Genomic DNA, 24,777 nt, shown 5'->3' on the forward strand with positions numbered 1-24,777 from the left:
CATTTATGGCGAAGGCGGACGCGTGGGGCGCGCCCGAAGGGACGGCTTTTGCGCATCGCGAGACGCGCAGCGACGGTCTTGCCGGGAATACGCGGCTCATCGCCGAACCGGCCTACCGACGACTTCTGGCCGCCGAACCGCTGCTGCGCCGATCGATACCCGTCCTCATCATCACCTTCCTGATCGTCATCGCGGCGCTGCGCGTACTGTCGCTGCTGAACGAGCGCGACGATGTCGAGCGCAATGCCAAGGCGATCCTGACGCTGGCGGCGGGCCAACTGGCCAGTTCGCTCGCCACCACCTCGGACACGGTGCCTGGCGCCATCCAGGATCTGCTGGAGACCACAAGCCGTCAGGGTGCGATGGGCCGCAGCCATGTGCTCGTCATCACCGACGGTGCTTTCAAGATCATCGCGGTGACGCCGCGCTCGACCCCATGGCAAGGCCATTCGCTCGACGGCCTCGTCGAGGGCGGCCAACCCTTGTTCATGTTCGGCGATCGCGCCGGCGTCATGGAAGTTAACATTGACGGACGGGACTGGTATGCGGCGGTCAGCCTGGCAAATGGCCAGAAGGGTGCTGCGGCGGCCCTGGTGCCACAGGACGCGGTTTTCGAAGCCTGGCGCAAGACTGTTTCGCTGAACGTCACCCTGTTCGTGCTGACGGCCGGTGTGCTGATCGTCATTCTCTATGCCTATTTCGGCCAGGCAGCGCGCGCACAGGCGGCTGACCGCATCTACCTCGAAGCGCATCAGCGCATTGACATGGCACTGGTTCGCGGCCGCTGCGGCCTGTGGGACTGGGATATGGTGCGCGGCAAGATGTACTGGTCGCGATCGATGTATGACATGCTCGGCTACAAGCCCTGCGACACGATGCTGTCCTTCGGAGAGGTCGATCAGATCATCCACGCCGAGGACGGCGACCTGTTCGAGCTTGCCAATAGAATTGTCGCACGAGAGATCGACCACATAGACCAGGTGTTCCGGATGCGGCATGCCGACGGCCAATGGGTCTGGATGCGCGCACGCGCACAAGTCATCGATCCGGAAGCGCCGGAGATCCAGCTGATCGGGATCGCCGTAGACGTCACCGAACAGCGTCATCTGGCGCTGCGTTCCGAGGCCGCCGACCTTCGCCTCAGAACAGCGATCGAGAACATCAACGAATCCTTCGTGCTGTGGGATTCGGCTCAGCGCCTGATCATGTGCAATTCCAAATACCAGCAGGACAACGGGCTTTCGGACCGTGATGTGATGCCGGGCGTCACACGCGCGGCTCTTGAAGAACGCATGCAGGCCTTTGCTTCCGAGCGGCGGCTTGCCAACACCAGCGGACTGCAAGGCGGCGCCACTTTCGAGCGGCAGCTGGCCGATGGCCGCTGGCTGCAGGTCAACGAACTGAAGACCAGGGATGGCGGCATCGTCGCCGTCGGTTCAGATATCACCCAGATCAAGCTGCACCAGGAGAAGCTGGTCGACAGCGAGCGCCGGCTGATGGCGACGATCCATGATCTCAGCCTCGCGCGGCGGGCGGAAGAGGAGCGGTCGCGCGAACTGGTCGACCTCAACCGCAAATATATGAAGGAAACCGAACGCGCCGAGGCGGCGAATCGGGCCAAGTCCGAGTTCCTGGCCAACATGTCGCATGAGTTGCGCACGCCGCTGAACGCGATCATCGGCTTCTCCGAACTGATGGAACAGGGGCTGTTCGGCCCGCTCGGATCGGAGCGCTACGAGGAGTACGCGACCGACATCAACAGCAGCGGCAAATATCTGCTGGGCGTCATCAACGACATTCTCGACATGTCCAAGATCGAGGCTGGCCAGTTCTCGCTGGACCGCGAAGAGATCGACCTCGGCCCGCTGATCAGCGAAACCGTTCGCGTCGTATCGTTGCAGGCGGCGCAAAAGGCCATCACCGTGGAAACCCGCATCGCCGACGCGCTGACGCTGATCGCCGACCGCCGTGCGATCAAGCAGATCGTCATCAACCTTTTGTCCAATGCGGTGAAATTCACCGGCCAGGGAGGCCACATATCGGTCAGGGCCCGCAACACGTCCGCCGCGCTGGTGCTGACGATCGAGGACAATGGCTGCGGCATCCCCAAGGATGCGCTCGGCAAACTCGGACGGCCCTTCGAACAGGTGCAGAACCAGTTCTCCAAGAGTCACGCCGGGTCCGGCCTTGGCCTCGCCATCTCGCGCTCGCTGGCTGAACTCCAGGGCGGCGCGCTGAAGATCCGTTCGACCGAAGGTGTCGGCACGATCGTATCGGTGCGCATTCCGGTGAAGAAAGCCGCGTCGGCGATCAGGGCCGCGGCCTGAGCAGCAGGCTCCGGCCTGCACCGCCGGAGCCTACTCCAGACAGCCTCACTGCATATCGCTGTCGTCGCCGTCGTCACTCCATTGGCGGTGGCGGCCGAAGCGGCCGCCCTTCGGCAATTCGCCCTTTTCGATCTTGCCGTCATTGTTCCTGTCGAGCATCGCAAAGATTTTCTTCTCCCGACCGGCGATGTCGTCTGCCGTCAGGGTGCCGTCGCCCTTGGTGTCGTAGCGGGCGATGATGCGTTTGGCCATCTGCTCGAAGCGCGCCTTCTCCAGCGCCTCGGCGAGCTGGGCGACGGTCAGCTTGCCGCCATTGTCGGCGACGAGTTTCTTCAGCCGAGCGTTCATGGCGTCGGAGAACTGGTCGAAGGTGATGGTGCCGTTCGAATCCTTCATCGCCTTGTTGAGTCGCATCATCGTGCCCTCGCGCATTTTTGCGCTGACATTGTTTTCGGCGTAGGCCGCGGAGCCGACAGCACCGGCCAAGGCTAGGAAGGCAAGGGCAAGTTTGGTTGTCTTTCTCATGGTCTTCTCCTGTTGCATCGTCACCCCCGATGCGGTCCGAGACAGCCGCTCGTCGCGATCATCCCGTACGAAGCAAAAGGTCGAAATCTTTCCTGACCTTTTGCGACGTCTCTTTGAGATGTGCTTCCAGCACACCGAAATCCGGCAGGTCTGTCACCGCCAGAAGCAGATCCGAAAGCCCGGGCGGAACATCGTCGCGCTCGAAGGCTCCGGTGAGGCACAGCCGCGTCATCTGGGTCAGTGCCAGATAGAGCGCATAGGCATCGCCAAGCTCCTGCCTGACCCCGGCATCGGCGAAACCCGGCGCCAGATGCGACAGGATCTCGGCCGTACCGGTGGCGCGTGCAATTGGCACGGCCGGGGCACGTAACCCGGCCTCGACCTGCCCGGTGATCACAGCCACCTGAGCGATGAATTCGAGATCGATGAGGCCGCCGGGGATCAGTTTGATGTCCCAGAGATCGCGTGGCGGCTTTTCCTTTTCGATCATGGCGCGCATGTCCGAGGCCTCGGCCATCACTTTTGCCGCATCGCGCGGTTGGCCGAGCACCGCCGCCACTTCCGCCTCGACCTCGCTGCACAGGCTGGCGTCGCCGGCAATGGCACGCGCCCGCGAAAGCGCCATGTGCTCCCACGTCCAAGCCTCCTGGCGCTGGTACTTCTTGAAGGCATCGATATGGGTGGCCACCGGACCCTTGTTGCCCGATGGCCGCAAGCGCAGGTCGAGGTCGTAGAGAACCCCCTCCGCCGTCGGCGCGGACACCGCCGCGATCAGCCGCTGCGTCATGCGGGTGTAGTAATGCGAAGGCGCCAGCGGCTTATCGCCATCGGATTCCTCGGCATCCGGTGCGTGGTCGTAGAGCAGGATCAGGTCGACATCCGAGCCGGCGGTCAACTCTCGGCTGCCGAGTTTGCCTAGGCCGAGCAGGGAAACCACGCCTCCGGCAATCGTGCCGTGGCGCGCTGCGAATTCGGTTGTCACCGCCTGCAGCGCCGCCTCGATGGTGAGATCTGCCAGGTCGGAAAAGGCGTGGCCGGCGCGCACCGGGTCGATCGAGCCGGCCAGCAGCCGCACACCGATCAGGAATTTCTGCTCGGAGGCAAATATGCGCAGCCGGTCGAGCACGTCCTCATACAGCCGGTCGCCCTCGACGAAGGCGGAAAGTCGCGCCGACAGATAGGCGCGGTCCGGCAGCTCCGTCAGCAAGGCCGGATCCAGCAAACCGTCGAAAACATGCGGCCGGCGCGTGATGATCGCTGCCAGCCGGGGTGCCGCACCCATGATTGTCGCCAAAAGCTTGAGCAGGGCCGGATTGGACTGCAGCAGGGAAAACAGCTGGATGCCGGCCGGCAGGCCAGCGAGAAACTCATCGAAGCGCAACAGGGCCTCATCAGCCCTGCGCGTCTGGCCAAAGGACCGCAACAGCGCCGGCGTCAGTTCCGTCAGCCGCTCGCGTGCCTCCGCCGACTGGGTGACGCGATAGCGGCCGAAATGCCAGCCGCGAATGACGCGGCAGATGTCGCTTGGTCGCTGAAAGCCGAGACCGTGCAAGGTCCGCAACGTATCGGGATCGTCGACATCGCCGGTGAAGACCAAATTGCCGATGCCGGTTGAGAGTTCCGGCGCGGTTTCGAAGAGTGCCGCGTAATGGCGTTCGACCTGCTGCAGCGAAGCGCGGAACGCTTGGGAAAAGGCAGCAGAATCGGCAAAACCCAGCATGCGGGCGATTCGCTCCAGCCCCTCATCGTCATCCGGCAGCGTGTGCGTCTGCTCGTCGGCAACCATCTGCACGGCATGTTCGACACGGCGCAGGAACCAGTACTGGCGCGCCAGCGCGTCACGCGCATCGGTGGTGATCCAGCCACGCGCCGCGAGCTGGCCGAGCATCGGCACGGTCTCGCGGCCACGCAGTTCCGGAAAGCGTCCGCCGGCGATGAGCTGCTGGGTCTGGACGAAGAACTCGATTTCGCGGATACCGCCGCGCCCGACCTTTACGTTGTGGCCCTTGACGGCGATCTCGCCATGACCCTTGTGGGCGTGGATCTGTCGCTTGATCGAATGGACGTCGGCAATCGCCGCGTAGTCCATGTATTTGCGCCAGATGTAGGGCTGGAGCTCCTTGAGGAAGGAGGCGCCCGCGGCCAGGTCACCGGCCACCGGACGCGCCTTGACCATGGCGGCGCGCTCCCAGTTCTGGCCGCGCGCTTCATAGTAGCGTAGTGCGGCCTCGACTGGGATCGCCAGCGGGGTTGAACCCGGATCGGGGCGCAGCCTCAGGTCGGTGCGGAAAACATAACCGTGCTCGGTGCGATCCTGCAGGATACGAACCAGGCGGCGCGTCAGGCGGGAAAACAATTCGGTGGCGTCGAGCGGATCGATCACGGCCGGCGCTTCCGGGTCGAAGAAAACCACGAGATCGATGTCGGAGGAGAAATTCAGCTCGTGCGCGCCAAGCTTGCCCATGCCGAGCAGGATCCAGCCCGATTTCTTCGATGGGTTGTCGAGATCCGGCAGTTTGAGCTTGCCCTGGCCATGCGCGTCGCGCAGCAGGAAGTCGACGGCCGCACGGGTGCAAGCATCGGCAAGGTCGCTCAACCGCCGAACCGTCAGCGCCGTTTCGGCCTCGCCGGCAAGATCAGCCAGCGCGATCAGGAAATGTGCCTCGGCCTTGCACTGGCGAAGTTCCATCATGAGCCCGGCTTCCGATACCTCCTCGGCCAATGGCGCCTGGTCGATGGTGGCGCCGATCGCTTTCAGCCGGACCTCGACAGTCTGCTCGAACAGCCCGTCTAGAATCCGTGGCCGGCGACGAGCCGTATCGCGCAGGAAGGGCGACAGATCGAAGATGGCTGCCAAGAGATCCTGGCCCTCCCCTTTACGGGCCAGGAACTTGGCCAGCCTGGTCAGCCCTTCTTCGCCTGCGGCGGAGGCGATCTCGGCCAGTTCTTGCCGCGCCCGGTCTTCGTCTAACGGGGCAAGACTGATCGCCGGCTTCAGCAGCCAGTCCGTCGCCCTCGCAGCCGTGCTCATCAGTGATTCTCCCGTGCCGGGAAACTCATGACCACAGACAGTCCAGGATTGCCGGGCGAGAGATCAAGCCGGCCATTGTGGAACGTCATGACGGCCTTGGCGAGGCTGAGGCCAAGGCCGGAACCCGGCTGCGATCGGCTTTTTTCCAACCGCACGAAACGTTCCGTCGCGCGGGCACGGTCGGCGTCGTCGGGGATGCCGTGGCCATTGTCGATGACCGAGAGCCGAACATCCGTGCCGGCTCGCTCAAGGGCTACGCGCACAGCCGGCTGAGCGGCGTCGGTCGAATATTTGATGGCGTTGTCGACGATGTTCGACAGCGCCTGGCCGATCAGTTCGCGGTTGCCGTTGACGAAAACCGTCTCCCGCACGTCGGTCTTAAGCGAGACGCCCGCCTCCTCCGCCACCGGCTCGTAGAGTTCGACGACATCGCGAACGGCCTCGGAAAGATCGACGCGGTCGGTGTTCTCCGAGGAGTAGCCAGCCTCCAGCCGGGAGATCATCAGGATGGCATTGAAGGTCTTTATCAGTTGGTCGGACTCGGCGATGGTGCCTTCCAGCGCCTGACGGTAGTCGGCAGTCTTGTGCTTGCCCGAAAGCGCCGCTTCTGCCCGGTTGCGCAGCCGCGTCAGCGGCGTCTTCAGATCATGCGCGATGTTGTCGGAAACCTGCTTCAAGCCTTCGTTGAGCGTGGCGATCCTGGCCAGCATCACATTGAGGTTTTCGGAAAGCCGGTCGAACTCGTCGCCGGTCCCGGTCACCGGCAGCCGGCCGGTCAGGTCGCCACCCATGATGCGGCGGCTGGCCTCCGACACACTGTCGATGCGCTTCAGCGCCGCGCGGCCGACGAAGAACCAGATCAGCAGCCCGCCAAGCCCCATCATGCCGAGCGCCAGCATCAGGGCGCGACGGATCACGGCGCGAAAACGCTCCGGCTCACCGAGGTCACGGCCGACCAGCATGATCATCTGATTTGGCAGCCGCAGCACCAGCGCAATGGCATTGTGGCCCGTTTCGCCCTGGGCCTGCGGGTCGTTCTGCTCGGTTTGGTTGGTGCCCTGCTCGGCGGGCAGATTGCGCAGACGCTCGAGCTCTCCTTCGCCAAAGCGCTGGTAGGAGAACGGGCTGCTGGTCCAACCTTCGGTTTCGAGAACGCCCGGTTCAAGGCTCTGCACATTGCCGGTCAGAATCTGGCCGTTGGCGTCAGCGATCAGATAGAGGTTTGCGCCAGGCTGGCGCGAGCGCGCTTCGACCACACGGACCAGCACCGGCAGGCCACCGCGTTGATAGGCGCGGGCCAGACCGAGCACCTCGTCATTGATGGTGTCCTGGGTCTGCGCCGTCAGCATGCGCGCCGAAAGGGAGGTCATGTAAAAGACGAGCGCCACCGCGCAGAGCGCGAAGAGCAGGAGGTAGAGCGCCGAAAGCCGCGCTGCCGTCGTCTTCATGATGGCTGGCACGGAAAGGGCCATGCCGCCGCTAACCGCTCTTCAGCATATAGCCGGCGCCACGAACCGTATGCAGGATGGGCTTGTCGAAGCCCTTCTCGATCTTGCCGCGCAGCCGCGAGACATGGACGTCGATGACATTGGTCTGCGGATCGAAATGATAATCCCAGACATTTTCGAGCAGCATGGTGCGCGTCACCACCTGGCCGGCATGGCGCATCAGATATTCCAGCAGGCGGAATTCACGTGGCTGCAACGTGATCTCGCGCGCCGCGCGACGGACCGAATGCGACAGCCTGTCGAGTTCGAGATCGCCGACGCGGTAGACGGTTTCGGCTTCCTTGGCGCTGGCGCGGCGGTTCAGCACCTCGACGCGGGCCAGAAGCTCGGAAAAGGCATAGGGCTTGGTCAGGTAGTCGTCGCCGCCGGCGCGCAGACCGGTGACCCGGTCATCGACTTCGCCGAGCGCCGAGAGGATCAGCACCGGGGTCGTGTTGCCCCTGGATCGCAGACCGGCAATGACCGACAGGCCGTCACGGCGCGGCATCATCCGGTCAATGACCATCACGTCGTAGTCGCCGGCATCGGCGAGCGCGAAGCCGGTTTCGCCATCACCAGCGACATGCGCGGTGTGGCCGGCCTCGGTAAGGGCTTTCTGCAAGTAATCCGCGGCCTCGCGATCGTCTTCTATGACGAGAATCTTCATAGGACTGTTATACGCGATTTCGCCGGAACGTTGAGTGGCAGACATCTGCATTGTGGCCTTTGCCAAAGCGCATCGAGATCAAGATCATCCGAAGCCGTACGCGATAAAGTCCTTGTCCCCGTTGTGGTTGCGCCAAGACCGCCGGAACGCTTTCAGCCGAAATATCAGGCTTTCAGACGATAGTGCGGCAGCGGGCGATGGGAGCCCGCTGCCGCCGGGGGAGAGCACGATGACTGACTAACGCGCTCCTCCACGCTTTCCCGTGCGGCGGCTCGGGGGTGTTTGAAACGGCCGCACGGGAAAAGTCGAACAGCGTCAGCCCTTGGCGACGGGCAGTGCGACGAAACGATTGGTGTCGTCGCGGGTAATCTGCATCAGCACCGCCTTGCGGCCGGATTTGACTGCGTCGGTCATCGCCTTGGTGACGTCGTCTGTGCCGTTCACCTCGGTCGAATTGACTGATGTGATGACGTCGCCTGGCTGGATACCGCGATCGGCGGCATCGCTGTCGGGGTCGACGTCGGTCACCACAAGCCCCTTGCCGTTTTCGGACTTGGTGACGGTCAGGCCGAGATCGGCCAGAGTGTCGGGCTTGGCCGGAGCGGGCGGCTGCGGCTGGTCGGCTGATGCCTGCTTGTCACTGGTGGGTAGAGTGCCGAGATCGACCTTGACCGTCTGGCTCTTGCCGGCGCGCCATACGGTGACGTCGACAGATTTGCCGGGCGAAAAGGCGCCGATCAGGCGTGCCAGTTCCTTCGGCGAAGCAACGTCCTTGCCGTCGACCTGGGTGATCACGTCACCGGCAGTGATACCGGCCTTCTTGCCGGGCCCGTTGTCCTGGGCACTGGAAACCAGCGCGCCGTTGTTGGACTTCAGACCGAGCGATTCGGCGATGTCGGACGTGACCGGCTGGATTTCGACGCCGAGCCAGCCGCGCTGCACCGAACCACTCTTCATCAGGTCCTGAACGACCTGCTTGGCGGTCGAAGCGGGAATGTCGAAGGCGATGCCGACGCTGCCGCCAGATGGCGAGAAGATCGCGGTGTTGATGCCGACGACCTGGCCGTTGAGGTTGAAGGTCGGTCCACCCGAATTGCCACGGTTGACCGACGCATCGATCTGGATGAAGTCGTCATAAGGGCCGGCGCCAATGTCGCGGCCGCGGGCCGAGACTATGCCGGCGGTGACAGTGCCGCCGAGGCCGAACGGATTGCCGACCGCCACCACCCAGTCGCCAACGCGGACCTTGGAATCATCCGCGAAGTCGACATAGGTAAACTTGCCGACACCATCGACCTTGAGCACGGCGAGATCGGTGCGCGGGTCGGTGCCGATCAGCTTGGCATCGAGTTCCTTACCGTCATTCATCACCACGGTAAAGGCCGAGCCTTCCGAAACGACATGGTTGTTGGTGACGAGATAGCCGTCATCGGAGATGAAAAAGCCGGATCCCTGCGCAACCGGCCGCGGCTGGTCGTTATTGTGGTCACGGTGGCTGAAACGCCTGTTACCGTCCTGACCGTTCTGGTCGCCAAAGCCGCGGAATTCCTTGAAGAAGCGGCGCAGCTGCGGGTTATCGGGCATGTTGTTCATGCCGTCCGGATCGTCGGACTGGTCGGAGCCATCATCGGCCGCCGGGCTGATCTTGGCCTTGACCTTGACGCTGACAACGGCGGGAGAAACGCGCTCGACGACATCGGCGAAGCCTGGCACCTGCGGCGCCTCGATGCGCACGGCGTCGGCCAGAACAGGGCTGGTTCCACTGGTCAGCGCGCCGACGCCGATCGCACCGGCCACCGCGATGGACGCGACGGCAGCCATGAGACGCTTGCGGGTGACGGAATATGAATTGGGGGCAATATTCATGGTTCTCGTATCCTCTTTCAAATGGACGCTGCGTGATCGGCATCCTCGGGAAGAGAGAATTAGAGAGGCGCACATTACAGCGCCATTTCCGACACATGAAACTTTGGTAATGTTCGGCAGCGACCGCGGCGTCAGTCGCGGCGCAATATGGCGTCCAACGATGCCTGCTCTTCGGCGGACAGGGATTTTGTCGCCAGCGTGCGGCGTGATCGCGCGGTCAGCACGATGAAAGCGCCTCCCACCAGCAACAGCAGGACAGGCGTGCCCCACAGCAACGCATTGCGCAGATCGAAACGCGGCTTCAGCAGCACGAACTCGCCATAGCGGGAGACGACGTAATCCATCACCTGCTGGTCGGTATCGCCGGCGACGAGGCGCTGGCGCACAAGGATGCGCAGGTCACGGGCAAGGTCGGCGTCGGATTCGTCGATCGACTGGTTCTGACAGACCATGCAGCGCAGGCCCTCCGACAGCGCCCGCGCTCGTGCCTCGAGCGCCGGATTGGGCAGCATCTCGTCAGGCTTCACCGCCAGTGCCGTGCCGGCGAAGAACAGTGCCAGCAGCAGGACAATGGAGGTCAGCGAAAGCTTTGCGCTCATGGCTGGCCCACGGATTTCAACGCGATCACTTGCTTGCGTCGCCGCGACGGCGCGCCGACGCGGAGGCGCCGGTCCATCAGCGACATCGCCGCGCCCGCCATCATCACCAGGCCGCCGCCCCAGATCAACGTCACCAGCGGCTTCCACCACAGGCGCACCACGACGGAACCGTCATTACCCTCGTCGCCGAGCGAGAGGTAGAGCTGGGAGAGACCGATCGTCCTGATGCCGGATTCAGTCGTCGTCATCTCCCGCACCGGATAAAACCGCTTGGCGGAGCTGATTTCGCCAACGGGACTGCCGCTGACGCCGATCAGCTCGAAGCGGCCGCGATCCTCGCTGTAGTTCGGCCCCTGGGCCGGATAAAGCCCGACGAAACGCACCGTATGGCCGGAGAGTTCGACGGTCTCGCCGGCATGCATCGACAGGATCTTCTCGGTGCCGAAGCAAAGCGTGCCGACGATGCCGAGCGTGGTCAGGCCAAGGCCAAGATGAGCGAAGGCGGTGCCGTAGACCGAGCGCGGCAAGCGGAGCAGGCGCCTGACCAAAATCCCCGGAGCAACATTGCCAAAGCCGGATTTGACGGCAAGGTCAGTGAGCGCCCCGAGGATCAGCCAGACGGCGAGGCCGACGCCCAGGGCCGCAAACACCGACGCGCCGTCGATGAACAAAGCGGTGACCAGCGTTGCCAGGAGGGCCGCGGCGAACGCCACCATCAGCCGCTGCGCAACGGCGAAAACATCGCCGCGCTTCCAGGCCAGCAGCGGCCCGAACGGAACCACCAGCAGCAGTGGCACCATCAGGGGTCCGAAGGTGAGGTTGAAGAACGGCGCGCCGACCGAAATCTTGTCGGCTGAAAAGGCCTCCACGGCAAGCGGATAGAGCGTGCCGACGAGCACAGTCGCGGTCGCCGTGGTCAGGAACAGATTGTTGAGGACGAGCGCACCCTCGCGCGAAATCGGATGAAACAGGCCGCCGGCCGTCAGACGCGAGGCGCGCAACGCAAACAGCGCCAGCGAGCCGCCGATGAACAATGTCAGGATGCACAGGATGAAGACGCCGCGTGTCGGGTCGGTGGCGAAGGCGTGGACCGAAGTCAAGACACCCGAGCGCACCAGGAAGGTGCCGAGCAGGGACATCGAAAAGGTGAGAATGGCGAGCAGCAGCGTCCAGATCTTCAGTGCCGAGCGCTTTTCCATGACGATCGCCGAATGAAGCAGCGCCGTGCCGGACAGCCACGGCATGAAGGAGGCGTTCTCGACCGGGTCCCAGAACCAGAAACCGCCCCAACCGAGTTCGTAGTAGGCCCAGTAGGACCCCATGGCGATGCCGCCGGTCAGGAACATCCAGGCGACCAACGTCCACGGCCGCACCCAGCGCGCCCAGGACGCGTCGATGCGCCCTTCGATGAGGGCGGCGACCGAAAAGGAAAAGCAGATCGAGAAGCCGACATAACCGAGATAGAGGAAGGGCGGGTGGATCGCGAGGCCGAGATCCTGGAGGATCGGGTTGAGATCGCGGCCCTCGATCGGCGCCGGATTGAGCCGGATGAACGGATTGGACGTCGCCAGGATGAACAAGAAGAAGGCGGCGCCGATGGCACCCTGCACGGCAAGCACGTTGGCGCGCAGCGTCGCCGGCAGATTTGACCCGAAGGCGGCGACAAGGGCGCCGAAGAAGGTCAGGATCAGCACCCAGAGCAGCATCGAGCCTTCGTGATTGCCCCAGGTTCCGGTGATCTTGTAGATCAGCGGTTGCAGCGAATGCGAGTTTTCCCATACGCTCGCCACCGAGAAATCAGAGCTTGCGTAAGCGCTCGCCAACGCCACGAAGGACAGCGCCGTCAGGGCAAAGCCGGTCACCGCGACTGGCCCACCGACCGCCATCAGGCGCTGGTTGTTCAGACGTGCGCCAAACAGCGGTACGAGCGTCTGCACAAGCGACAGCGCAAACGCCAGGACCAAGGCGAAATGTCCGGTTTCAACCATGGCTGTAATTCACTCTTGCTCTCCTGCCAGAGCTATTCACTCTTGCTCTCCTGCCAGACGCCCTTGGCCTTCAGGCCGTCGGCCACGTCCTTGGGCATATAGCGCTCATCATGCTTGGCGAGCACGCTGTCGGCAACGAAGACGCCGTCCGGGCCGAATGTGCCCTCGGTGATCACGCCCTGCTCTTCGCGGAAAAGATCGGGCAGGATGCCCGTATAGGTGACCTTGACCGATTTGTGGGTGTCGGTGACCGAAAAGCCGACGGTCGCCCTCTGCCCGCGCTGGATCGTGCCTTTTTCAACCAGCCCGCCCAGCCGGATGCGCTGGCCAGGCTGGACACTGGCGGTGGTCAGATCAGCCGGCATGTAGAAATAGGACGCCTTCTGGCCAAGCGCATAGAAGGTCAGCCCGGTGGCGGCGCCAAGGAAAGCCAGTCCGCCCGCGATCACCGACAATCGTTTCTGCTTGCGCGTCATGTCTTGTTCTACTCCGTTGCCGTCAGGCCAAGCGAGGCGGCAAAGGCGGTGAATTTTTTCGCTTCGTCACTGTCGGCTCCAAAGACGGCAATGGCGCGACCGAGCGCCTGACGTGCCAGATCGGCCTTGCCCAGCACGACATAGGAACGAACGAGGCGCATCCAACCTTCCGGATCGCGCGGATTTTGCCGCAGCTTGTCGTCGAGGCGGGCGACCATCGTGCTGATCATCGCTTCCCTATCAGCGGGAGACATCGACGATGCAGCGTCGATATCGCCGGCATCGGGACCGTTGGTGGCGCCGCCGGAAGCGACTGCGGGACTGCCGGACCTGGCCAGCGCCTGCTCGACCGCACTGCGCCATGGCGACTCCGGCGGCAGCTTGCCCAACATTGCCCGCCAGGCTGTGGCCGCCTCCTTGGTGCGGCCCTCCTGCGCCAGCGCCATCGCCAGATAGAAGCTCGCCTTCGCATTGGCCGGGTCGAGCTCCAAGGCCGCCTCGAAGGCCTTCTGTGCATCGGCCGAGACGATGCCGCCTGCCGCACCGGCGATCGCCTCGCCAAGGCCGGCCTGGCGAACGGCGCTGTCGCCATCGAGGCGGATAGCGTTGCGATAGGCCGCCGCCGCGTCGGAAAAGCGCTGCATGCGCAGATAGACTGGCGCGAGCACATCCCAGCCCCTGCCATCGGAAGGATTGGCAGCAAGATGGGCTTCGGCCCGCGCCACCAATTCGTCGACCGAACTGTCGGCCGGGTTCTTGGCCAACCGCTCGCTGAGCGGTTGCGACGGCAAGTCGGGTGAGCCGAGCTGACTGTAAAGGCCCCAACTGACCAGCGGCACTGCCAGAACGGCCGCGGTGGCGACCAGCCTTGCCGCTACCGAAATTCGGCCAACGGACGCTTTGCCCGCCGTTGCCGCATTGTCGAGGCGAAGGATGCGGCGAGCGATCTCGGCGCGCGCTTCGGCAGCTTCCCCCGGCTGGATCAAGCCACGCGCAGCGTCGCGGTCAAGCTCGGACAACTGATCGCGATAGACTTCGAGATCGTGATCACTGCTCGACGACGCGCCCTTCGAGCTGGCGGCCAGCGGCAGCAGCACCGCCAGGCTTGCACCCAGCGTGAGAATTGCGGCTATGACCCAGAACAGCATGGTTCTTCCAATAATGGCAGAGTTCTGCCGTGCCAACACAGGCTTCCTGCGACGCTTTGACGGCAGGCGCGCCGCATGTCCTTGATCGACATCAACCGACCGGACACCAGCCGGACCCTGTCTCAGCTTCTATGCATGTCGTCGTCCTAAAAACGGCTGCGCGGTTGGGCGACATGCACCGTCAGGTCAGCGGCGTCCAACTGCCGTTGGTGTTACGGCAAGCGGTTCCGCGCGCCGTCGCCCCGGCGCCGCCGGTGAAAACCGTCTGCGTATACTGGCGGCAATCCTGCGAACCGACGCGATAGGGCTGTGCCGGAACCACCTCGCCATAGCGCGAAGCCTGGGCGCCTTTCCACGTTACCTTCTGGCCGCTGGACGTGTATTCGAGCGCCTTGTATTCAGCCTCGAGCGCACTGCGCTTCTCGGTCTCGCTGAGGCCGGCGCCGATCGACCCGCCGATGAGGCCGCCGCCCATCGCCGAAATGATCGTCGCGGTGACCTTGCCGCTGGAAGGAGGCGTCGAGGCCGGTGTCACTGCTACGGTCGGCCCCTTGCCGCTCAGGGTGGTGCAGCCGGAAACGGCCAGCAATGCGGAAATAAGCGCGACGCGAATCTTCATGCCAACAACCGGTGTTCTTGAGTTGGAGCCTGCTATGGATAGGCCGGAGGCCACGTCATCGGAGAAGATGGCGCTGCCATAATATTGAGATTTGTCGGAAATTTGGCCGCTGCCAGCCAATCCGGGACCAATCGACATGCCGCCATAACATGCCCCGTTCATCAATGTCGAATGGCCGTGACTGAACATCACTGAAGGCTCCGCAATCGCACCACCGCCTTCAATCCGCCCATGCCGGACCGTTCGAGCGCCAGGACGCCTCCATACTCGTTGACGAGGTCGGCGACAATGGCCAGCCCGAGACCTGTTCCAGGCTTTGTCTCATCCAGACGCCGTCCGCGCTTCAGCGCCTCGCGTGCCTTGTCATCGGGAATGCCAGGGCCGTCATCCTCGATATCGATCTCAAACAGGCCGGCCGGATCATCCTTGCCAGTCAAAGGCACGACCGAGACCAACACCGCGCTTTTTGCCCATTTCATCGCGTTTTCGAGCAGATTGCCGATCAACTCCTCAAGGTCCTCGCGCTCGCCTGCGAAGACGATTTCGGCCGCAGGCAACGACAGCGACAGATTTGTCTGCGGATTGAGCTTCTGCAGGACCCGCACCATGCGCTGCACCAGCGGCGTCACGGGCGTGCGGAAGACGACGCTGTCGCGCTGCGCCGCGACGCGGGCGCGCTGTAGATAGTGCTCGACCTGCTTCTGCATGGAAGCGGCTTGTTCGGCGATCAGCTGTCCCTTGGCTCCGCCAAGCGCCCGGCCCTCATTGAGCAGCACCGCGAGCGGCGTCTTCAGCGAATGGGCGAGATTGCCGACCTGGGTCCGCGACCGCTCGACGATGCGCCTGTTGTTTTCGATCAACGCATTGGTTTCGTTGGCTAGCGGTTCGATCTCGGCCGGGAACTGGCCGTCGAGCCTCTGCGCGGTGCCCTCGCGAACCATGGCAAGCGCATTCCTCACCCGGCGCAGCGGCTGCAGGCCGAGCAGGATGGCAATCGCGTTGATGGCGATCATGCCGACGCCGAACAGGCTGAGATAGGTCAGCAGGCGGCGTTGGAAGCTGGCGATTTCCTGCTCGAGTTCGCTCTGGTTGCCCATGACGCGGAAGCGCGCGGCGCGGTTCTTGGAATCGAGAACGAATTCGCTCTCGAACACTTCGAGTTGCTCGCCATCGATGCCTTCGGTCGGATAGCTGCGCTGGAAACTGGCGTTGAAGGGCACCTCTGCGACATCAGGCGATGGGATTTTGCGCGTCATCGAAGACGAGTGAAGATCCCCATGCACGCCCTCCGAGGCGGGCTCTACCGACCAGTACCAGCCCGAATTCGGCTCCGAGAAGCGGAGATCGCCGAGGTCGGGCGCACCGGTGAGCGCACCGTTGTCGGAAATACCGATGGAGCCGATCAAATTGAACAGATGCGCCGAAAGCAGGCTGTCGAAGCCGCGCTCGCTGGCCTGGCGATAGAGTGTGGTGATCAGGGTGAATATGACGACGAGCGTCACGATCGCCCAGACAGTGGAAAAGGCGATGACGCGGAACGTCAGCGAACGCGGCCACAAACGCAGCGAAAGCGGCGTCCTTGCGGTTGGTTTGAGCGGTTCCGAGTTACGCCTCCGGCTCACGCATGCGGTAGCCCATGCCACGCACGGTTTCAATCATGTCGATGCTCATCTTCTTGCGAAGACGCCCGACAAAGACCTCGATAGTGTTGGAATCGCGGTCGAAATCCTGATCATAGAGATGCTCGACCAGTTCCGTGCGCGAGACGACCTCGCCCATATGGTGCATCAGATAGGCAAGCAGGCGGAATTCGTGCGACGTCAGTTTCAGCGGCACGCCGTCGACATCGGCCTTGGACGCCTTGGTGTCGAGGCGCAACGGTCCGCAGGTCAGTTCGGACGAGGCATGGCCGGCAGCGCGCCGGATCAGGGCCCGAACCCTCGCCAGCACCTCCTCGATGTGGAACGGCTTGGTGACATAGTCGTCGGCGCCGGCATCGATACCGGAGACCTTGTCGCTCCAGCGGTCGCGCGCCGTCAGCATCAGCACAGGCATTTTGCGGCCGCCGCGCCGCCAGCGCTCGACGACGCTGATGCCATCCATCTGCGGCAGGCCGATGTCGAGCACGACGGCATCGTAGGGCTCGGTGTCGCCGAGGAAGTGGCCTTCCTCGCCGTCGAAGGCGCGGTCGACGACGTAGCCGGCATCGACCAGTGCATCCGATATTTGCCGATTGAGATCCTTGTCATCTTCGACGACGAGTACGCGCATGCGGAGTTCGATACCTGTTGAAGAGCTAGGGTCAGATATAGGCCGATTCCGGCGGCCTGGGAAACGGAAGGGTCAGTTCAGTGGAACGACGATTTCGGAACGGCGCGGACGTTGTCCGTCCTTGCCCGGAACGAGCACGACGATGACACAGACAGGCTGGCCGCCGCGCGTCGATTGCGAGGCCTTGGCCAGCGTTCCGCCATTCTGTTCGGCCACTTGTTGACCGATCGCGTAGCAATCGGACGCCGCCAGTACAATCGGGCTGGCCTGTTCGGGCGCGACGGCCGGTATCGCCACAGCCTGCGACGCAAACAGCCCGGCAGCGCAGAGCGCCAGTGTCGCGGTTCGGAGGTGGGAGCGAAGCGTTTTCATGGTCGAGTTTGTAACGCATCGGTGCTGAACGTGAAATGAACGGTGAACGTCGCCGAAAACATCCTCGCTACACCCCTGCAACGCGAGACAGTCAACCTGGGATTTCACCGCCTCAAACCGTGATTTCCCGCGAGGCTCCAGTCTAGACTCCGTTTCGACCATATTGAAAGCGTGTCAGGCGCTTTCCTGCGTTATCGCGCGAAAACGCAGCAGCCCGTGATGCACGAGCAGGTCCTCGTCATGGCGGACCTCGGTGAATTCGAGCGAGAGTCGTGTCTGGCCGTGGGGGCCAATCTCCAGCACCGCATTGGCGAGCCGCGCCTTGATGGCGTCCATGATGGCAAGCGTTTCGGCTTCCCCCTTGGCTTTCGACCAGACATGCAGCGTGACCAGCTGATCATTATTGTTCTCCGCGCTCGTATCCCAGTCAAAGGCAGAGGTCTGGCCACAAGTCACGTAGGGAAAAGCGGCATTGTCGGTTGCCCGTTCGAGCAATCCCGCGCCGCCCAGCAAGGTCGACAGTGAGGCATCGCTTTTAAGCCTCAGAAACAGTGCCTGCTGCAAATCGCCGGGCGCGGTCATCGTCCTCTCCTCTAGCCTTTGCGCTGCCGACCATTGCCTTTCGGAAGCCTGTCTGGGTTCTGCATACTGTGTCAGATATAGCCATTCGACGCGCGGAGGCGATGGCGATTCGTCATCGGATCGATGAATGCTGATACGACTTTGCCAACAACGTCGTCAGGGGCACTGCGCGGCGTTGCGATCTAGGCAGGATTGGCCGCGTCGGTGAGGTTTGTTTTGTCTGACACCATCTGCCCACGCCTCTGGACATCAGTTTTCAGATAGCGGCTTGTTCCAGCCGCATTTGAAGGCCAGTATCGAACGTGCCTTCAAGGCGTCCGTTGCGGTCCGTGACCGAACGTGACACCATTTCCGTCGAGCTTGGTCGATACCCGGAGCGTCGGAGCTTTTGCTGGCCGGCGGCACCCTTGACTCAGTCAGCACCGCGGTCACCGCGATCCTCGAAGGCGATGGCGGCTTTGCATGAAGTCGCAAACGAGTGACGTGATCCGTCTCCCGACGAAAAGGCGAGTGCTTTTCCTTGGGAAACTCGCGGAGCGAGCTTGAAGACGAGGCAGCCCACGAGCGGGTTTTGCCGAAACCAAAGCAAGATGCGAGGTCGAATGCGATGCAGTCTACCCCCCACAAAATCCCGGTTTCCATCATTATTCCGAATTACAATTACGCGCGTTTCCTTGAACGCAGCATCGACAGCGCCCTGGAGCAGGACCACGACGATGTCGAAGTTATCGTCGTCGACGATGCATCGCAGGACAATTCCACGACCATCATGAAATCCTACGGCGACAGGATCCTTGCTTGTCCGCGACGAAAGAATGGCGGGCACGCGGCCGCCTTCAACACCGGCTTTGCTGCGAGCTCCGGCAGAATCGTCCTCTTCCTCGACGCCGACGATTATCTTTATCCGGAAGCCGTCTCCAGGATCGTCGACACCTGGGACGAGGCAACCGCCCAGGTGCAATCCAGATTGCACATTGTCGATGACCGGCAACGCATCAAGGACGTCTTTCCGCCGCCGGAGCTGCCCTTCGACAGCGGCGATGTCATGCCGAAGCTTCTGCGCAAGGGGCGCTACCAGACGACCGTAACCAGCGGGCTCGCCTTTGACCGGACGACCCTGGAATCGATCATGCCGATTCCGGAACCGGATTTCCGCCAGGGCGCCGACGGCTATCTTGCGACGCTGGCGCCGCTCTATGGCCAAGTCCAGTCCATCGATGAATGTGTCGGCGCTTACAGAATCCACGGCGCCAACCATTCGGTCTTCGGTGAAAAGCTCGCCGAGCGGGCACGCTGGCGGGTAGAGCACGATTTCCACCGCATGGAGGCGCTGTCGGACCAGGTATCGCAGGCCGGCCTGACCGTCGTGCCGGCAGAAATTGTTCGCCATGATCCTGTCCACCTGGAAGAACGGCTGGCATCGCTCTGCACGGACAGGCACCGGCACCCCGTCGCCGACGATTCCCGCCTGGCGCTCGCGGCGGCGGGCGCTGTCGCCAGCCTCGAAATGACGGCGTCCCTGCGCCGCCGCGCCGTGCTTGCCGCCTGGTTCCTTTCTGTCGGCATGCTGCCGCGACAAATGGCCATGGCGGTGCTGTCGTGGAAGCTCGACGCATCGTCCCGACCGACATTCCTTGCTCGCCTGTCCAGGACAATACGCCGCGCGATGGGGTAGCCCCAAGCCCTTGTGCAGGACGGGAGGGTGCGCTGCCCCGAAGGTCCCAAATGAGCCTGCGCTGCGCTTTGCCTACTGCGCCCCGCGCTGCCTGACCACGACGCTGCGCACCGCCAGCACCAGCACCGTGATGATGATCAAGATCACCGAGAGTGCGGCGATTGCAGGGTCGATGTTGTCGCGCAGGCCCATCCACATCAGCCTGGGCAGCGTGATCGCGTTGACCGAGGTGATGAACAGTGTGACACCGATTTCTTCCCAGGACAGAACGAAGGACAAAAGCGCCGCGGTGATGATGCCGAATTTGATGTTGGGCATGATGATCCGGGTGGCGCGCTCCCAGACCGAGGCGCCAAGCCCGCGCGCGGCAAGATCGATGCGGCGGTCGAGCTGACTAAGCGAGACCAGCATCAGCACGGTGGCAAAGGGCACGGTCATCACCGAATGCGCCATGGCGACACCAAGCCATGTGTCATAACCAAAGAACGAGCTGAAACCTGAGATCGAGGTGAGCAGGAAGTAGAGCGTGATCGCCGAGACCACAGGCGGCACCACCATGGGCAGCAGCACAAAGCCGACGAGTGCCGCCGTGAAGCGCGGCTGGAACATCCAGACCCCGAGGCTAAAGCATAGTGCCAGCACGGTGGAAAAGGCGCTGCTGACGATACCGATGCGGATGCTGAGCAAGATCGATTGGAGCCAGCGCGGATCCTCGACCAACGACCGGTAGTGGCGCAACGACAGTTCACCTGACGGCATCGCCAGCATGCGGCTCGGCGTCAGCGACACCGGGATGACGGCAAGCAGCGGCAGCAGCAGGAATAGCGCCACGAAAGCGGCGATGACTAGCGAGGCGGGACCGGGGCGATAGGTTGGCATCAGATCAATTGCTTCGGTCTGACATAACGGAACAGCAGCGCCATCAGCGCGCCGACGAACAACACCAGGACCACGCTGATGGCCGCCCCCAGACCCCAGTCCGGGCTCTGGAAGATCCTGAGATAGATCAGCTCGGCGATCATGACGCTGCGGCCGCCACCAAGGATCGCCGGCGTGACAAAGAAGCCGAGCGAAAAGACGAAGACGATCATCGCCGCGCCGATGATGCCAGAGCGCGTCATCGGTACGAACACCGTCCAGAAGGTGCGCATGCGGCTGGAGCCGAGGCCGCGCGCGGCCAGCAGCACGCGGTCGTCTAGGCTGCGCATGGCCGATGCCAGCGGGAAGACGGCGAAAGGAATGAGGAAATGCGTCATGCCGACGATGACGCCGAATTCGTTGCGCACCAGCGCCAGCGGTTCGGAAATGAAGCCGATCGCCTGCAGCCAACTGTTGATCAGGCCGCGATTGGACAATAGCGCCACCCAGCCGAAGGCACGGGTCAGGACGGAAATCCAGAAGGGGACGAGAATGCAGAACTCGGCGATCAGGCGCTGTGCCCGGGTTCCTCGCACCCAGACGACGGTGATGGCGTAGGCAGCGGCGACCGAAACCACAGTGACGACCGCCGCTATGCGCAGCGTGCGGATGAACACCGACTGCACCAGATCGTCGGTGAGCAGCGCCTCATACTGCCCGAGCCCCGGCGTCGGCAGCGTAAAGCTCCATTTGACGACGCCGAAGAACGGCCAGGCATAGGCGAGGACAAGAAACAGGAGCAGCGGCGCCATCAACAGCGCCGCGCCCATCCTGTCGGAGAGATAGGACCTCATTTGGACCCGATTATCCCGGCCTTGGTCAGGCCGAGATGATCTTGGTGTATTCGTCGAGCGCTGCCCCGTAATTCTTGGCGTACCAGTCCATGTCGAGTGCGATCTGCTTCTTCATGTTCTCGGGATCGACCGGGTTGATGCGCTTCTTGTCGGCGGGAATCAGCGCGTCGGCAGCCGGATTTGCAGGGCCCTGGCCGAGCTTGTCGAACATGACCAGCTCCTTTTGCGGGTCCTGGGTGCTGGCGATGAACTTCATGGCCGCTTCCTTGCCGCCGGGATTGCCCTTGAGCACGGCGAGCGCACCGGGCGAGATCAGGCCCTGGTCCCAGATGAACTTGATCTTGCCGCCCGAATCCTGCTCGATCAATGACGCGCGCGTCGACCAGACGATCGCCATCGAGGCCTCGCCATTGAGCAGCACGCTCTGGCTTTCGGCACCGCCGCCCCAGTAGGCAACGACGTTTTCCTTGAAGGCGGCGATCTTGTCATGGGCGCGCTTGAGATCGAGCGGATAGAGCGACGCCGGCGCGATGCCGTCGGCCAGCAGGGCGGCTTCCCAGCTCGACACGCCCCATTTGTAGAGCGAGCGCTTGCCGGGGAATTTCTTCACGTCGAAGAAATCGGCCATGCCGGTCGGCGCGTCCTTGCCGTACTTCTCGGAGTCGTAGGCGATGACATAGGAGAAGAAATAGGTCGAGGCGGCGTATTCCCAGCCAAAGCCTTCGCGCATCTTCTTCTTGTCGACGATCGTATAATCGATCGGCTCGAGGGCGCCCTGGGCACCGAGGGTGATGGCCGAGAACGGGTCGACGTCGACGAGGTCCCAGGTCGGCGCGCCGCTCTTGAACTGCGCGGCAATGGCGCCTTCGGTCGGGCCCGAGCCATCCATCTTGACGGTGATGCCGGTTTCCTTGGTGAAGGGCTGGCCGTAGGCGGCGTCGTAAGCCGTGATGGCGTCACCGCCCCAGTTGACCAGCACCAGTTCCTTCGCCGCGGCAAAGGCACCGGTCGAGCGCAGCATCATCGGCGTGCCGGCCAGCACGAATGCTGCCAGCCGCGTGAATTGGCGGCGCGAGATTTCGCCGCGACCTGCCCTGGCGGACAGGCTCTCGACGGCTTGTTTCTTGGTATCGTGTGTCATGTCAGTTCCCCTTTTTTGTCGTTGATAGTACCGCAAAGTGGTGGGCACTTGTCTCGCCACACCGTTCGTCATTGTCCTCCATGCGGAAGGAGGAAACCCTTTTCAGCCGGCCAGGTGAGCCAGACGGAGTTGCCCTTGCTGAGCGCGGCAGCCGCTACCTCGTTCGGCACCGAGACCGTGATCTTGGCGCCTTGCCGCGTCGTCAGGTCAAGCCGCGTTGCCGCGCCGAGATAGGTGGAGTTGGTCGCTGTCGCGGCGATGCCGTTCTCACCGGCTGCCGCCTCCCCTGATATCGACATGTATTCGGGCCGGATCGCCAGGATCGCATCGCCGCGCACTGCCTCGGCCTTGCAACGCATGGAGACCGCACGGTCTTCGCAGAGGCCGGTCGAGCCATCGCCTGCCGGGTGGACGCCCTTCAGCGGCAGCATGTTGATCTCGCCGAGGAACTCGGCGACGAAGCGGTTGTCCGGCCGGTCGTAGACCTCGTCGGGCGCTCCGACCTGCAGCAGTTTGCCATGGTTGAAGATGGCGACGCGCGACGACAGCGCCAGTGCCTCGCTCTGGTCGTGGGTGACGAAGACGAAGGTGGTGCCGGTCTCCTGGTGCAGCCGCTTCATCTCGGCCTGCATCTGGCCGCGCAGGCCCTTGTCCAGTGCCGAGAACGGTTCATCGAGCAACAGCACGCCCGGCTCGAACACCAGCGCGCGCGCCAGCGCCACGCGCTGCTGCTGGCCGCCGGAAAGCTGCGCCGGCAGCTTTTTCTCGTGGCCCTTGAGGCCTACGCGTTCGATCATCTCGCCGACCCGGCGCTTGATGTCGGCCGCCGATTTCTTGCGCACCTTGAGGGGAAAGGCGATGTTGGCTTCCACGCTCATGTGCGGAAACAGCGCGTAGCCCTGGAACACCATGCCGGCAGCGCGCTGCTCGGCCGGCCGGTCGGTGATGTCGACGCCATCGCTGAACAGACGGCCCTCGCTCGGCTGCACGAAGCCGGCAAGGATCATCAGGAATGTGGTCTTGCCCGAGCCGGACGGTCCGAGCAGGGTCAGGAACTCGCCACGGCCTATATCGAGCGACAGATTGTCCAATGCACGGAACGAGCCGAAGCTTTTGCCGATCCCAATTGCCTTGATCTCTGCGGCCCGGCCGGGTTGCTGCATCCTGCCTGTTTCCTCGCTTCAGGAGAAATCGTAGGGCAGCGCGCGGCCTCACCGCAACCGAATAGTTTTCGCCTCATCGGCAAATTTGATTCATCTATCCAAATCGATGGCGCCCGTGATCGGCTGTACCTTTGGGGTGGCGCCCGTGGTCAGCCGTGCCCTTGGCGTGGCGCCCGTGGTCAGCCATGCCCTTGGCATTGCTCTCCGCGAGCTTCGACCGCAACCATCCGGCAAAGGCGTCGAGCACCGGATGCGCGGCCTTGGCGTGTTCAGAGACCAGGAAGTACGAGCGCGGCGATTTGATCGCGATATCGAAGGGACGCACCAGCCTGCCTTCGGCCAGCGCCTTGCCGCTGGTCAGTTCGTCGCCCATGGCCATGCCCTGGCCGGCGATCGCGGCCGAGAAGACGAGATTCATGTCGGAAAAGAAGATGCCGCCCTCCGGGTCGGGGTTCTCGACCTTCGATAAGGCCAGCCAGCGCGCCCAATCCTCGGTATCGCCGAGATGCAGGAGGTTGGCGCGCAAAACGTCGGCTGGCTTCGAGAATCCGCCGACCTTGTTGAGCAGCGTCGGGCTGCAGAGCGGCGTGAACGAAATCTCGCACAGAAGCTCGACCGCTCGGTTCGGCCAGTTGCCGACCCCGAAGGCGATGAAGGCATCGGCGTCGGCATTGCTGACATCGTCCAGCCGTCGCGGCGTCAGGATGCGCAGCGCGACGTCGGGATACATCTGCCGGAACTCGCCGATATGGGTGCACAGGAACAACGAGGCGAAGCCAGGCGTGCAACTGACGCTGAACGAGCCGCCGACGCCGGTGCCGGCATGGCGTGTCACCGCGTCGCCCAGGACGGTCAACGCCTTGCGCACGTCGCTGGCGTAGCGCTGGCCGCGTGGCGTCAGCGCCACGCCCTTGCCGATGCGTTCGAGCAGGTCGAAGCCGAGGTCGCGCTCCAGCAGGCGAAGCTGGTGGCTCACGGCGCTGCGGGTCAGGTGTAACTCGTCGGCGGCGCGCCAGACGCTGCCGTGACGAGCGAAGCTGTCGAGCGCTCGCAGCGCTTGTGTCGATGGTATGCGCAAGAGACCTCAGGTGAACCGAATTTGCATGAGCCGGAAAAACATATCACTTT

Annotated in this window: 21 protein-coding genes; 2 read left to right on the plus strand and 19 right to left on the minus strand. The window is 63.2% G+C overall.

The window, feature by feature from the left end; genetic code table 11:
* The first annotated feature begins 5 nt into the window (after positions 1 to 5).
* Positions 6 to 2,327, plus strand: coding sequence for a PAS domain-containing sensor histidine kinase (locus tag NKJ90_RS07575; RefSeq protein ID WP_023760448.1), 2,322 nt, complete (start codon positions 6 to 8; stop codon positions 2,325 to 2,327).
* A gap of 45 nt (positions 2,328 to 2,372) precedes the next feature.
* On the opposite strand, the gene NKJ90_RS07580 is transcribed toward NKJ90_RS07575, so the two are convergent.
* The 14 genes from NKJ90_RS07580 to NKJ90_RS07645 all read right to left on the minus strand — a co-directional run bounded on the left by NKJ90_RS07580 (position 2,373) and on the right by NKJ90_RS07645 (position 17,958).
* On the minus strand, positions 2,373 to 2,852 hold the full coding sequence (locus tag NKJ90_RS07580) for an EF-hand domain-containing protein (protein ID WP_023760449.1): 480 nt from the start codon (positions 2,850 to 2,852) through the stop codon (positions 2,373 to 2,375).
* A gap of 58 nt (positions 2,853 to 2,910) precedes the next feature.
* Positions 2,911 to 5,883 (minus strand): bifunctional [glutamine synthetase] adenylyltransferase/[glutamine synthetase]-adenylyl-L-tyrosine phosphorylase, encoded by a 2,973-nt coding sequence (locus NKJ90_RS07585; protein WP_031260633.1) that lies wholly within the window; start codon positions 5,881 to 5,883, stop codon positions 2,911 to 2,913.
* Positions 5,883 to 7,355, minus strand: coding sequence for a sensor histidine kinase (locus tag NKJ90_RS07590; RefSeq protein WP_352485861.1), 1,473 nt, complete (start codon positions 7,353 to 7,355; stop codon positions 5,883 to 5,885). Before NKJ90_RS07590 ends, NKJ90_RS07585 begins: the two co-directional genes overlap by 1 nt.
* Positions 7,356 to 7,362: 7 nt before the next feature.
* Entirely contained in the window at positions 7,363 to 8,037 is a 675-nt protein-coding gene (locus tag NKJ90_RS07595; RefSeq protein ID WP_023760451.1) for a response regulator transcription factor, read from the minus strand.
* A gap of 315 nt (positions 8,038 to 8,352) precedes the next feature.
* The gene (locus tag NKJ90_RS07600) at positions 8,353 to 9,903 is read right to left on the minus strand and encodes a Do family serine endopeptidase (RefSeq protein WP_023760452.1); all 1,551 of its coding nucleotides are present in this window, start codon (positions 9,901 to 9,903) and stop codon (positions 8,353 to 8,355) included.
* Between the two features lie 131 nt (positions 9,904 to 10,034).
* Positions 10,035 to 10,502 carry a cytochrome c-type biogenesis protein gene (locus tag NKJ90_RS07605; protein WP_023760453.1) on the minus strand — a complete coding sequence of 156 codons (468 nt, stop codon included), beginning with the start codon at positions 10,500 to 10,502 and terminating at the stop codon, positions 10,035 to 10,037.
* Positions 10,499 to 12,490 (minus strand): heme lyase CcmF/NrfE family subunit, encoded by a 1,992-nt coding sequence (locus NKJ90_RS07610; RefSeq protein WP_023760454.1) that lies wholly within the window; start codon positions 12,488 to 12,490, stop codon positions 10,499 to 10,501. The genes NKJ90_RS07605 and NKJ90_RS07610 overlap by 4 nt, the downstream gene beginning before the upstream one ends.
* A 32-nt stretch (positions 12,491 to 12,522) precedes the next feature.
* On the minus strand, positions 12,523 to 12,966 hold the full coding sequence (ccmE, locus tag NKJ90_RS07615) for a cytochrome c maturation protein CcmE (protein ID WP_023760455.1): 444 nt from the start codon (positions 12,964 to 12,966) through the stop codon (positions 12,523 to 12,525).
* An 8-nt stretch (positions 12,967 to 12,974) separates the two neighbouring features.
* The gene (gene ccmI, locus NKJ90_RS07620) at positions 12,975 to 14,114 is read right to left on the minus strand and encodes a c-type cytochrome biogenesis protein CcmI (RefSeq protein WP_352485869.1); all 1,140 of its coding nucleotides are present in this window, start codon (positions 14,112 to 14,114) and stop codon (positions 12,975 to 12,977) included.
* Positions 14,115 to 14,295: 181 nt separating this feature from the next.
* Positions 14,296 to 14,733 carry an RT0821/Lpp0805 family surface protein gene (locus NKJ90_RS07625; protein WP_023760457.1) on the minus strand — a complete coding sequence of 146 codons (438 nt, stop codon included), beginning with the start codon at positions 14,731 to 14,733 and terminating at the stop codon, positions 14,296 to 14,298.
* A gap of 188 nt (positions 14,734 to 14,921) precedes the next feature.
* A complete protein-coding gene (locus NKJ90_RS07630) occupies positions 14,922 to 16,355 on the minus strand; it encodes an ATP-binding protein (protein ID WP_023760458.1) in 1,434 nt (477 codons plus the stop codon).
* Positions 16,339 to 17,004 carry a response regulator transcription factor gene (locus NKJ90_RS07635; RefSeq protein WP_023760459.1) on the minus strand — a complete coding sequence of 222 codons (666 nt, stop codon included), beginning with the start codon at positions 17,002 to 17,004 and terminating at the stop codon, positions 16,339 to 16,341. The genes NKJ90_RS07630 and NKJ90_RS07635 overlap by 17 nt, the downstream gene beginning before the upstream one ends.
* A 72-nt stretch (positions 17,005 to 17,076) precedes the next feature.
* Entirely contained in the window at positions 17,077 to 17,376 is a 300-nt protein-coding gene (locus NKJ90_RS07640; protein WP_023760460.1) for a hypothetical protein, read from the minus strand.
* Positions 17,377 to 17,550: 174 nt separating this feature from the next.
* Entirely contained in the window at positions 17,551 to 17,958 is a 408-nt protein-coding gene (locus NKJ90_RS07645; protein WP_023760461.1) for a DUF3168 domain-containing protein, read from the minus strand.
* Between the two features lie 607 nt (positions 17,959 to 18,565).
* Between NKJ90_RS07645 and NKJ90_RS07650 the strand changes: the two genes are divergently transcribed.
* Positions 18,566 to 19,633 (plus strand): glycosyltransferase family 2 protein, encoded by a 1,068-nt coding sequence (locus NKJ90_RS07650; protein ID WP_023760462.1) that lies wholly within the window; start codon positions 18,566 to 18,568, stop codon positions 19,631 to 19,633.
* Positions 19,634 to 19,705: 72 nt separating this feature from the next.
* On the opposite strand, the gene NKJ90_RS07655 is transcribed toward NKJ90_RS07650, so the two are convergent.
* The 5 genes from NKJ90_RS07655 to NKJ90_RS07675 form a co-directional block, all read right to left on the minus strand.
* Positions 19,706 to 20,512 (minus strand): ABC transporter permease, encoded by an 807-nt coding sequence (locus tag NKJ90_RS07655; protein ID WP_023760463.1) that lies wholly within the window; start codon positions 20,510 to 20,512, stop codon positions 19,706 to 19,708.
* Positions 20,512 to 21,345, minus strand: coding sequence for an ABC transporter permease (locus NKJ90_RS07660; protein ID WP_023760464.1), 834 nt, complete (start codon positions 21,343 to 21,345; stop codon positions 20,512 to 20,514). The genes NKJ90_RS07655 and NKJ90_RS07660 overlap by 1 nt, the downstream gene beginning before the upstream one ends.
* A 25-nt stretch (positions 21,346 to 21,370) precedes the next feature.
* Positions 21,371 to 22,486, minus strand: coding sequence for an ABC transporter substrate-binding protein (locus tag NKJ90_RS07665; protein ID WP_023760465.1), 1,116 nt, complete (start codon positions 22,484 to 22,486; stop codon positions 21,371 to 21,373).
* 68 nt (positions 22,487 to 22,554) lie between these two features.
* Positions 22,555 to 23,649 carry an ABC transporter ATP-binding protein gene (locus NKJ90_RS07670; RefSeq protein ID WP_023760466.1) on the minus strand — a complete coding sequence of 365 codons (1,095 nt, stop codon included), beginning with the start codon at positions 23,647 to 23,649 and terminating at the stop codon, positions 22,555 to 22,557.
* A 94-nt stretch (positions 23,650 to 23,743) separates the two neighbouring features.
* Positions 23,744 to 24,727: a LysR substrate-binding domain-containing protein gene (locus tag NKJ90_RS07675; RefSeq protein ID WP_023760467.1), complete on the minus strand. Its 984-nt coding sequence runs from the start codon at positions 24,725 to 24,727 to the stop codon at positions 23,744 to 23,746.
* Positions 24,728 to 24,777 lie beyond the last annotated feature (50 nt).

The sequence above is a fragment of the Mesorhizobium sp. M0051 genome (genome assembly GCF_040323235.1).
Lineage (GTDB): Bacteria > Pseudomonadota > Alphaproteobacteria > Rhizobiales > Rhizobiaceae > Mesorhizobium.

What these genes read in the sequence shown, in the direction of transcription:
- NKJ90_RS07575 (WP_023760448.1), top strand. Translation starts at nt 6, where the DNA reads ATGGCGAAGGCGGACGCGTGGGGCGCGCCCGAAGGGACGGCTTTTGCG.
- NKJ90_RS07580 (WP_023760449.1), bottom strand. Translation starts at nt 2,852, where the DNA reads ATGAGAAAGACAACCAAACTTGCCCTTGCCTTCCTAGCCTTGGCCGGT.
- NKJ90_RS07585 (WP_031260633.1), bottom strand. Translation starts at nt 5,883, where the DNA reads ATGAGCACGGCTGCGAGGGCGACGGACTGGCTGCTGAAGCCGGCGATC.
- NKJ90_RS07590 (WP_352485861.1), bottom strand. Translation starts at nt 7,355, where the DNA reads ATGGCCCTTTCCGTGCCAGCCATCATGAAGACGACGGCAGCGCGGCTT.
- NKJ90_RS07595 (WP_023760451.1), bottom strand. Translation starts at nt 8,037, where the DNA reads ATGAAGATTCTCGTCATAGAAGACGATCGCGAGGCCGCGGATTACTTG.
- NKJ90_RS07600 (WP_023760452.1), bottom strand. Translation starts at nt 9,903, where the DNA reads ATGAATATTGCCCCCAATTCATATTCCGTCACCCGCAAGCGTCTCATG.
- NKJ90_RS07605 (WP_023760453.1), bottom strand. Translation starts at nt 10,502, where the DNA reads ATGAGCGCAAAGCTTTCGCTGACCTCCATTGTCCTGCTGCTGGCACTG.
- NKJ90_RS07610 (WP_023760454.1), bottom strand. Translation starts at nt 12,490, where the DNA reads ATGGTTGAAACCGGACATTTCGCCTTGGTCCTGGCGTTTGCGCTGTCG.
- ccmE (WP_023760455.1), bottom strand. Translation starts at nt 12,966, where the DNA reads ATGACGCGCAAGCAGAAACGATTGTCGGTGATCGCGGGCGGACTGGCT.
- ccmI (WP_352485869.1), bottom strand. Translation starts at nt 14,114, where the DNA reads ATGCTGTTCTGGGTCATAGCCGCAATTCTCACGCTGGGTGCAAGCCTG.
- NKJ90_RS07625 (WP_023760457.1), bottom strand. Translation starts at nt 14,733, where the DNA reads ATGAAGATTCGCGTCGCGCTTATTTCCGCATTGCTGGCCGTTTCCGGC.
- NKJ90_RS07635 (WP_023760459.1), bottom strand. Translation starts at nt 17,004, where the DNA reads ATGCGCGTACTCGTCGTCGAAGATGACAAGGATCTCAATCGGCAAATA.
- NKJ90_RS07640 (WP_023760460.1), bottom strand. Translation starts at nt 17,376, where the DNA reads ATGAAAACGCTTCGCTCCCACCTCCGAACCGCGACACTGGCGCTCTGC.
- NKJ90_RS07645 (WP_023760461.1), bottom strand. Translation starts at nt 17,958, where the DNA reads ATGACCGCGCCCGGCGATTTGCAGCAGGCACTGTTTCTGAGGCTTAAA.
- NKJ90_RS07650 (WP_023760462.1), top strand. Translation starts at nt 18,566, where the DNA reads ATGCAGTCTACCCCCCACAAAATCCCGGTTTCCATCATTATTCCGAAT.
- NKJ90_RS07655 (WP_023760463.1), bottom strand. Translation starts at nt 20,512, where the DNA reads ATGCCAACCTATCGCCCCGGTCCCGCCTCGCTAGTCATCGCCGCTTTC.
- NKJ90_RS07660 (WP_023760464.1), bottom strand. Translation starts at nt 21,345, where the DNA reads ATGAGGTCCTATCTCTCCGACAGGATGGGCGCGGCGCTGTTGATGGCG.
- NKJ90_RS07665 (WP_023760465.1), bottom strand. Translation starts at nt 22,486, where the DNA reads ATGACACACGATACCAAGAAACAAGCCGTCGAGAGCCTGTCCGCCAGG.
- NKJ90_RS07670 (WP_023760466.1), bottom strand. Translation starts at nt 23,649, where the DNA reads ATGCAGCAACCCGGCCGGGCCGCAGAGATCAAGGCAATTGGGATCGGC.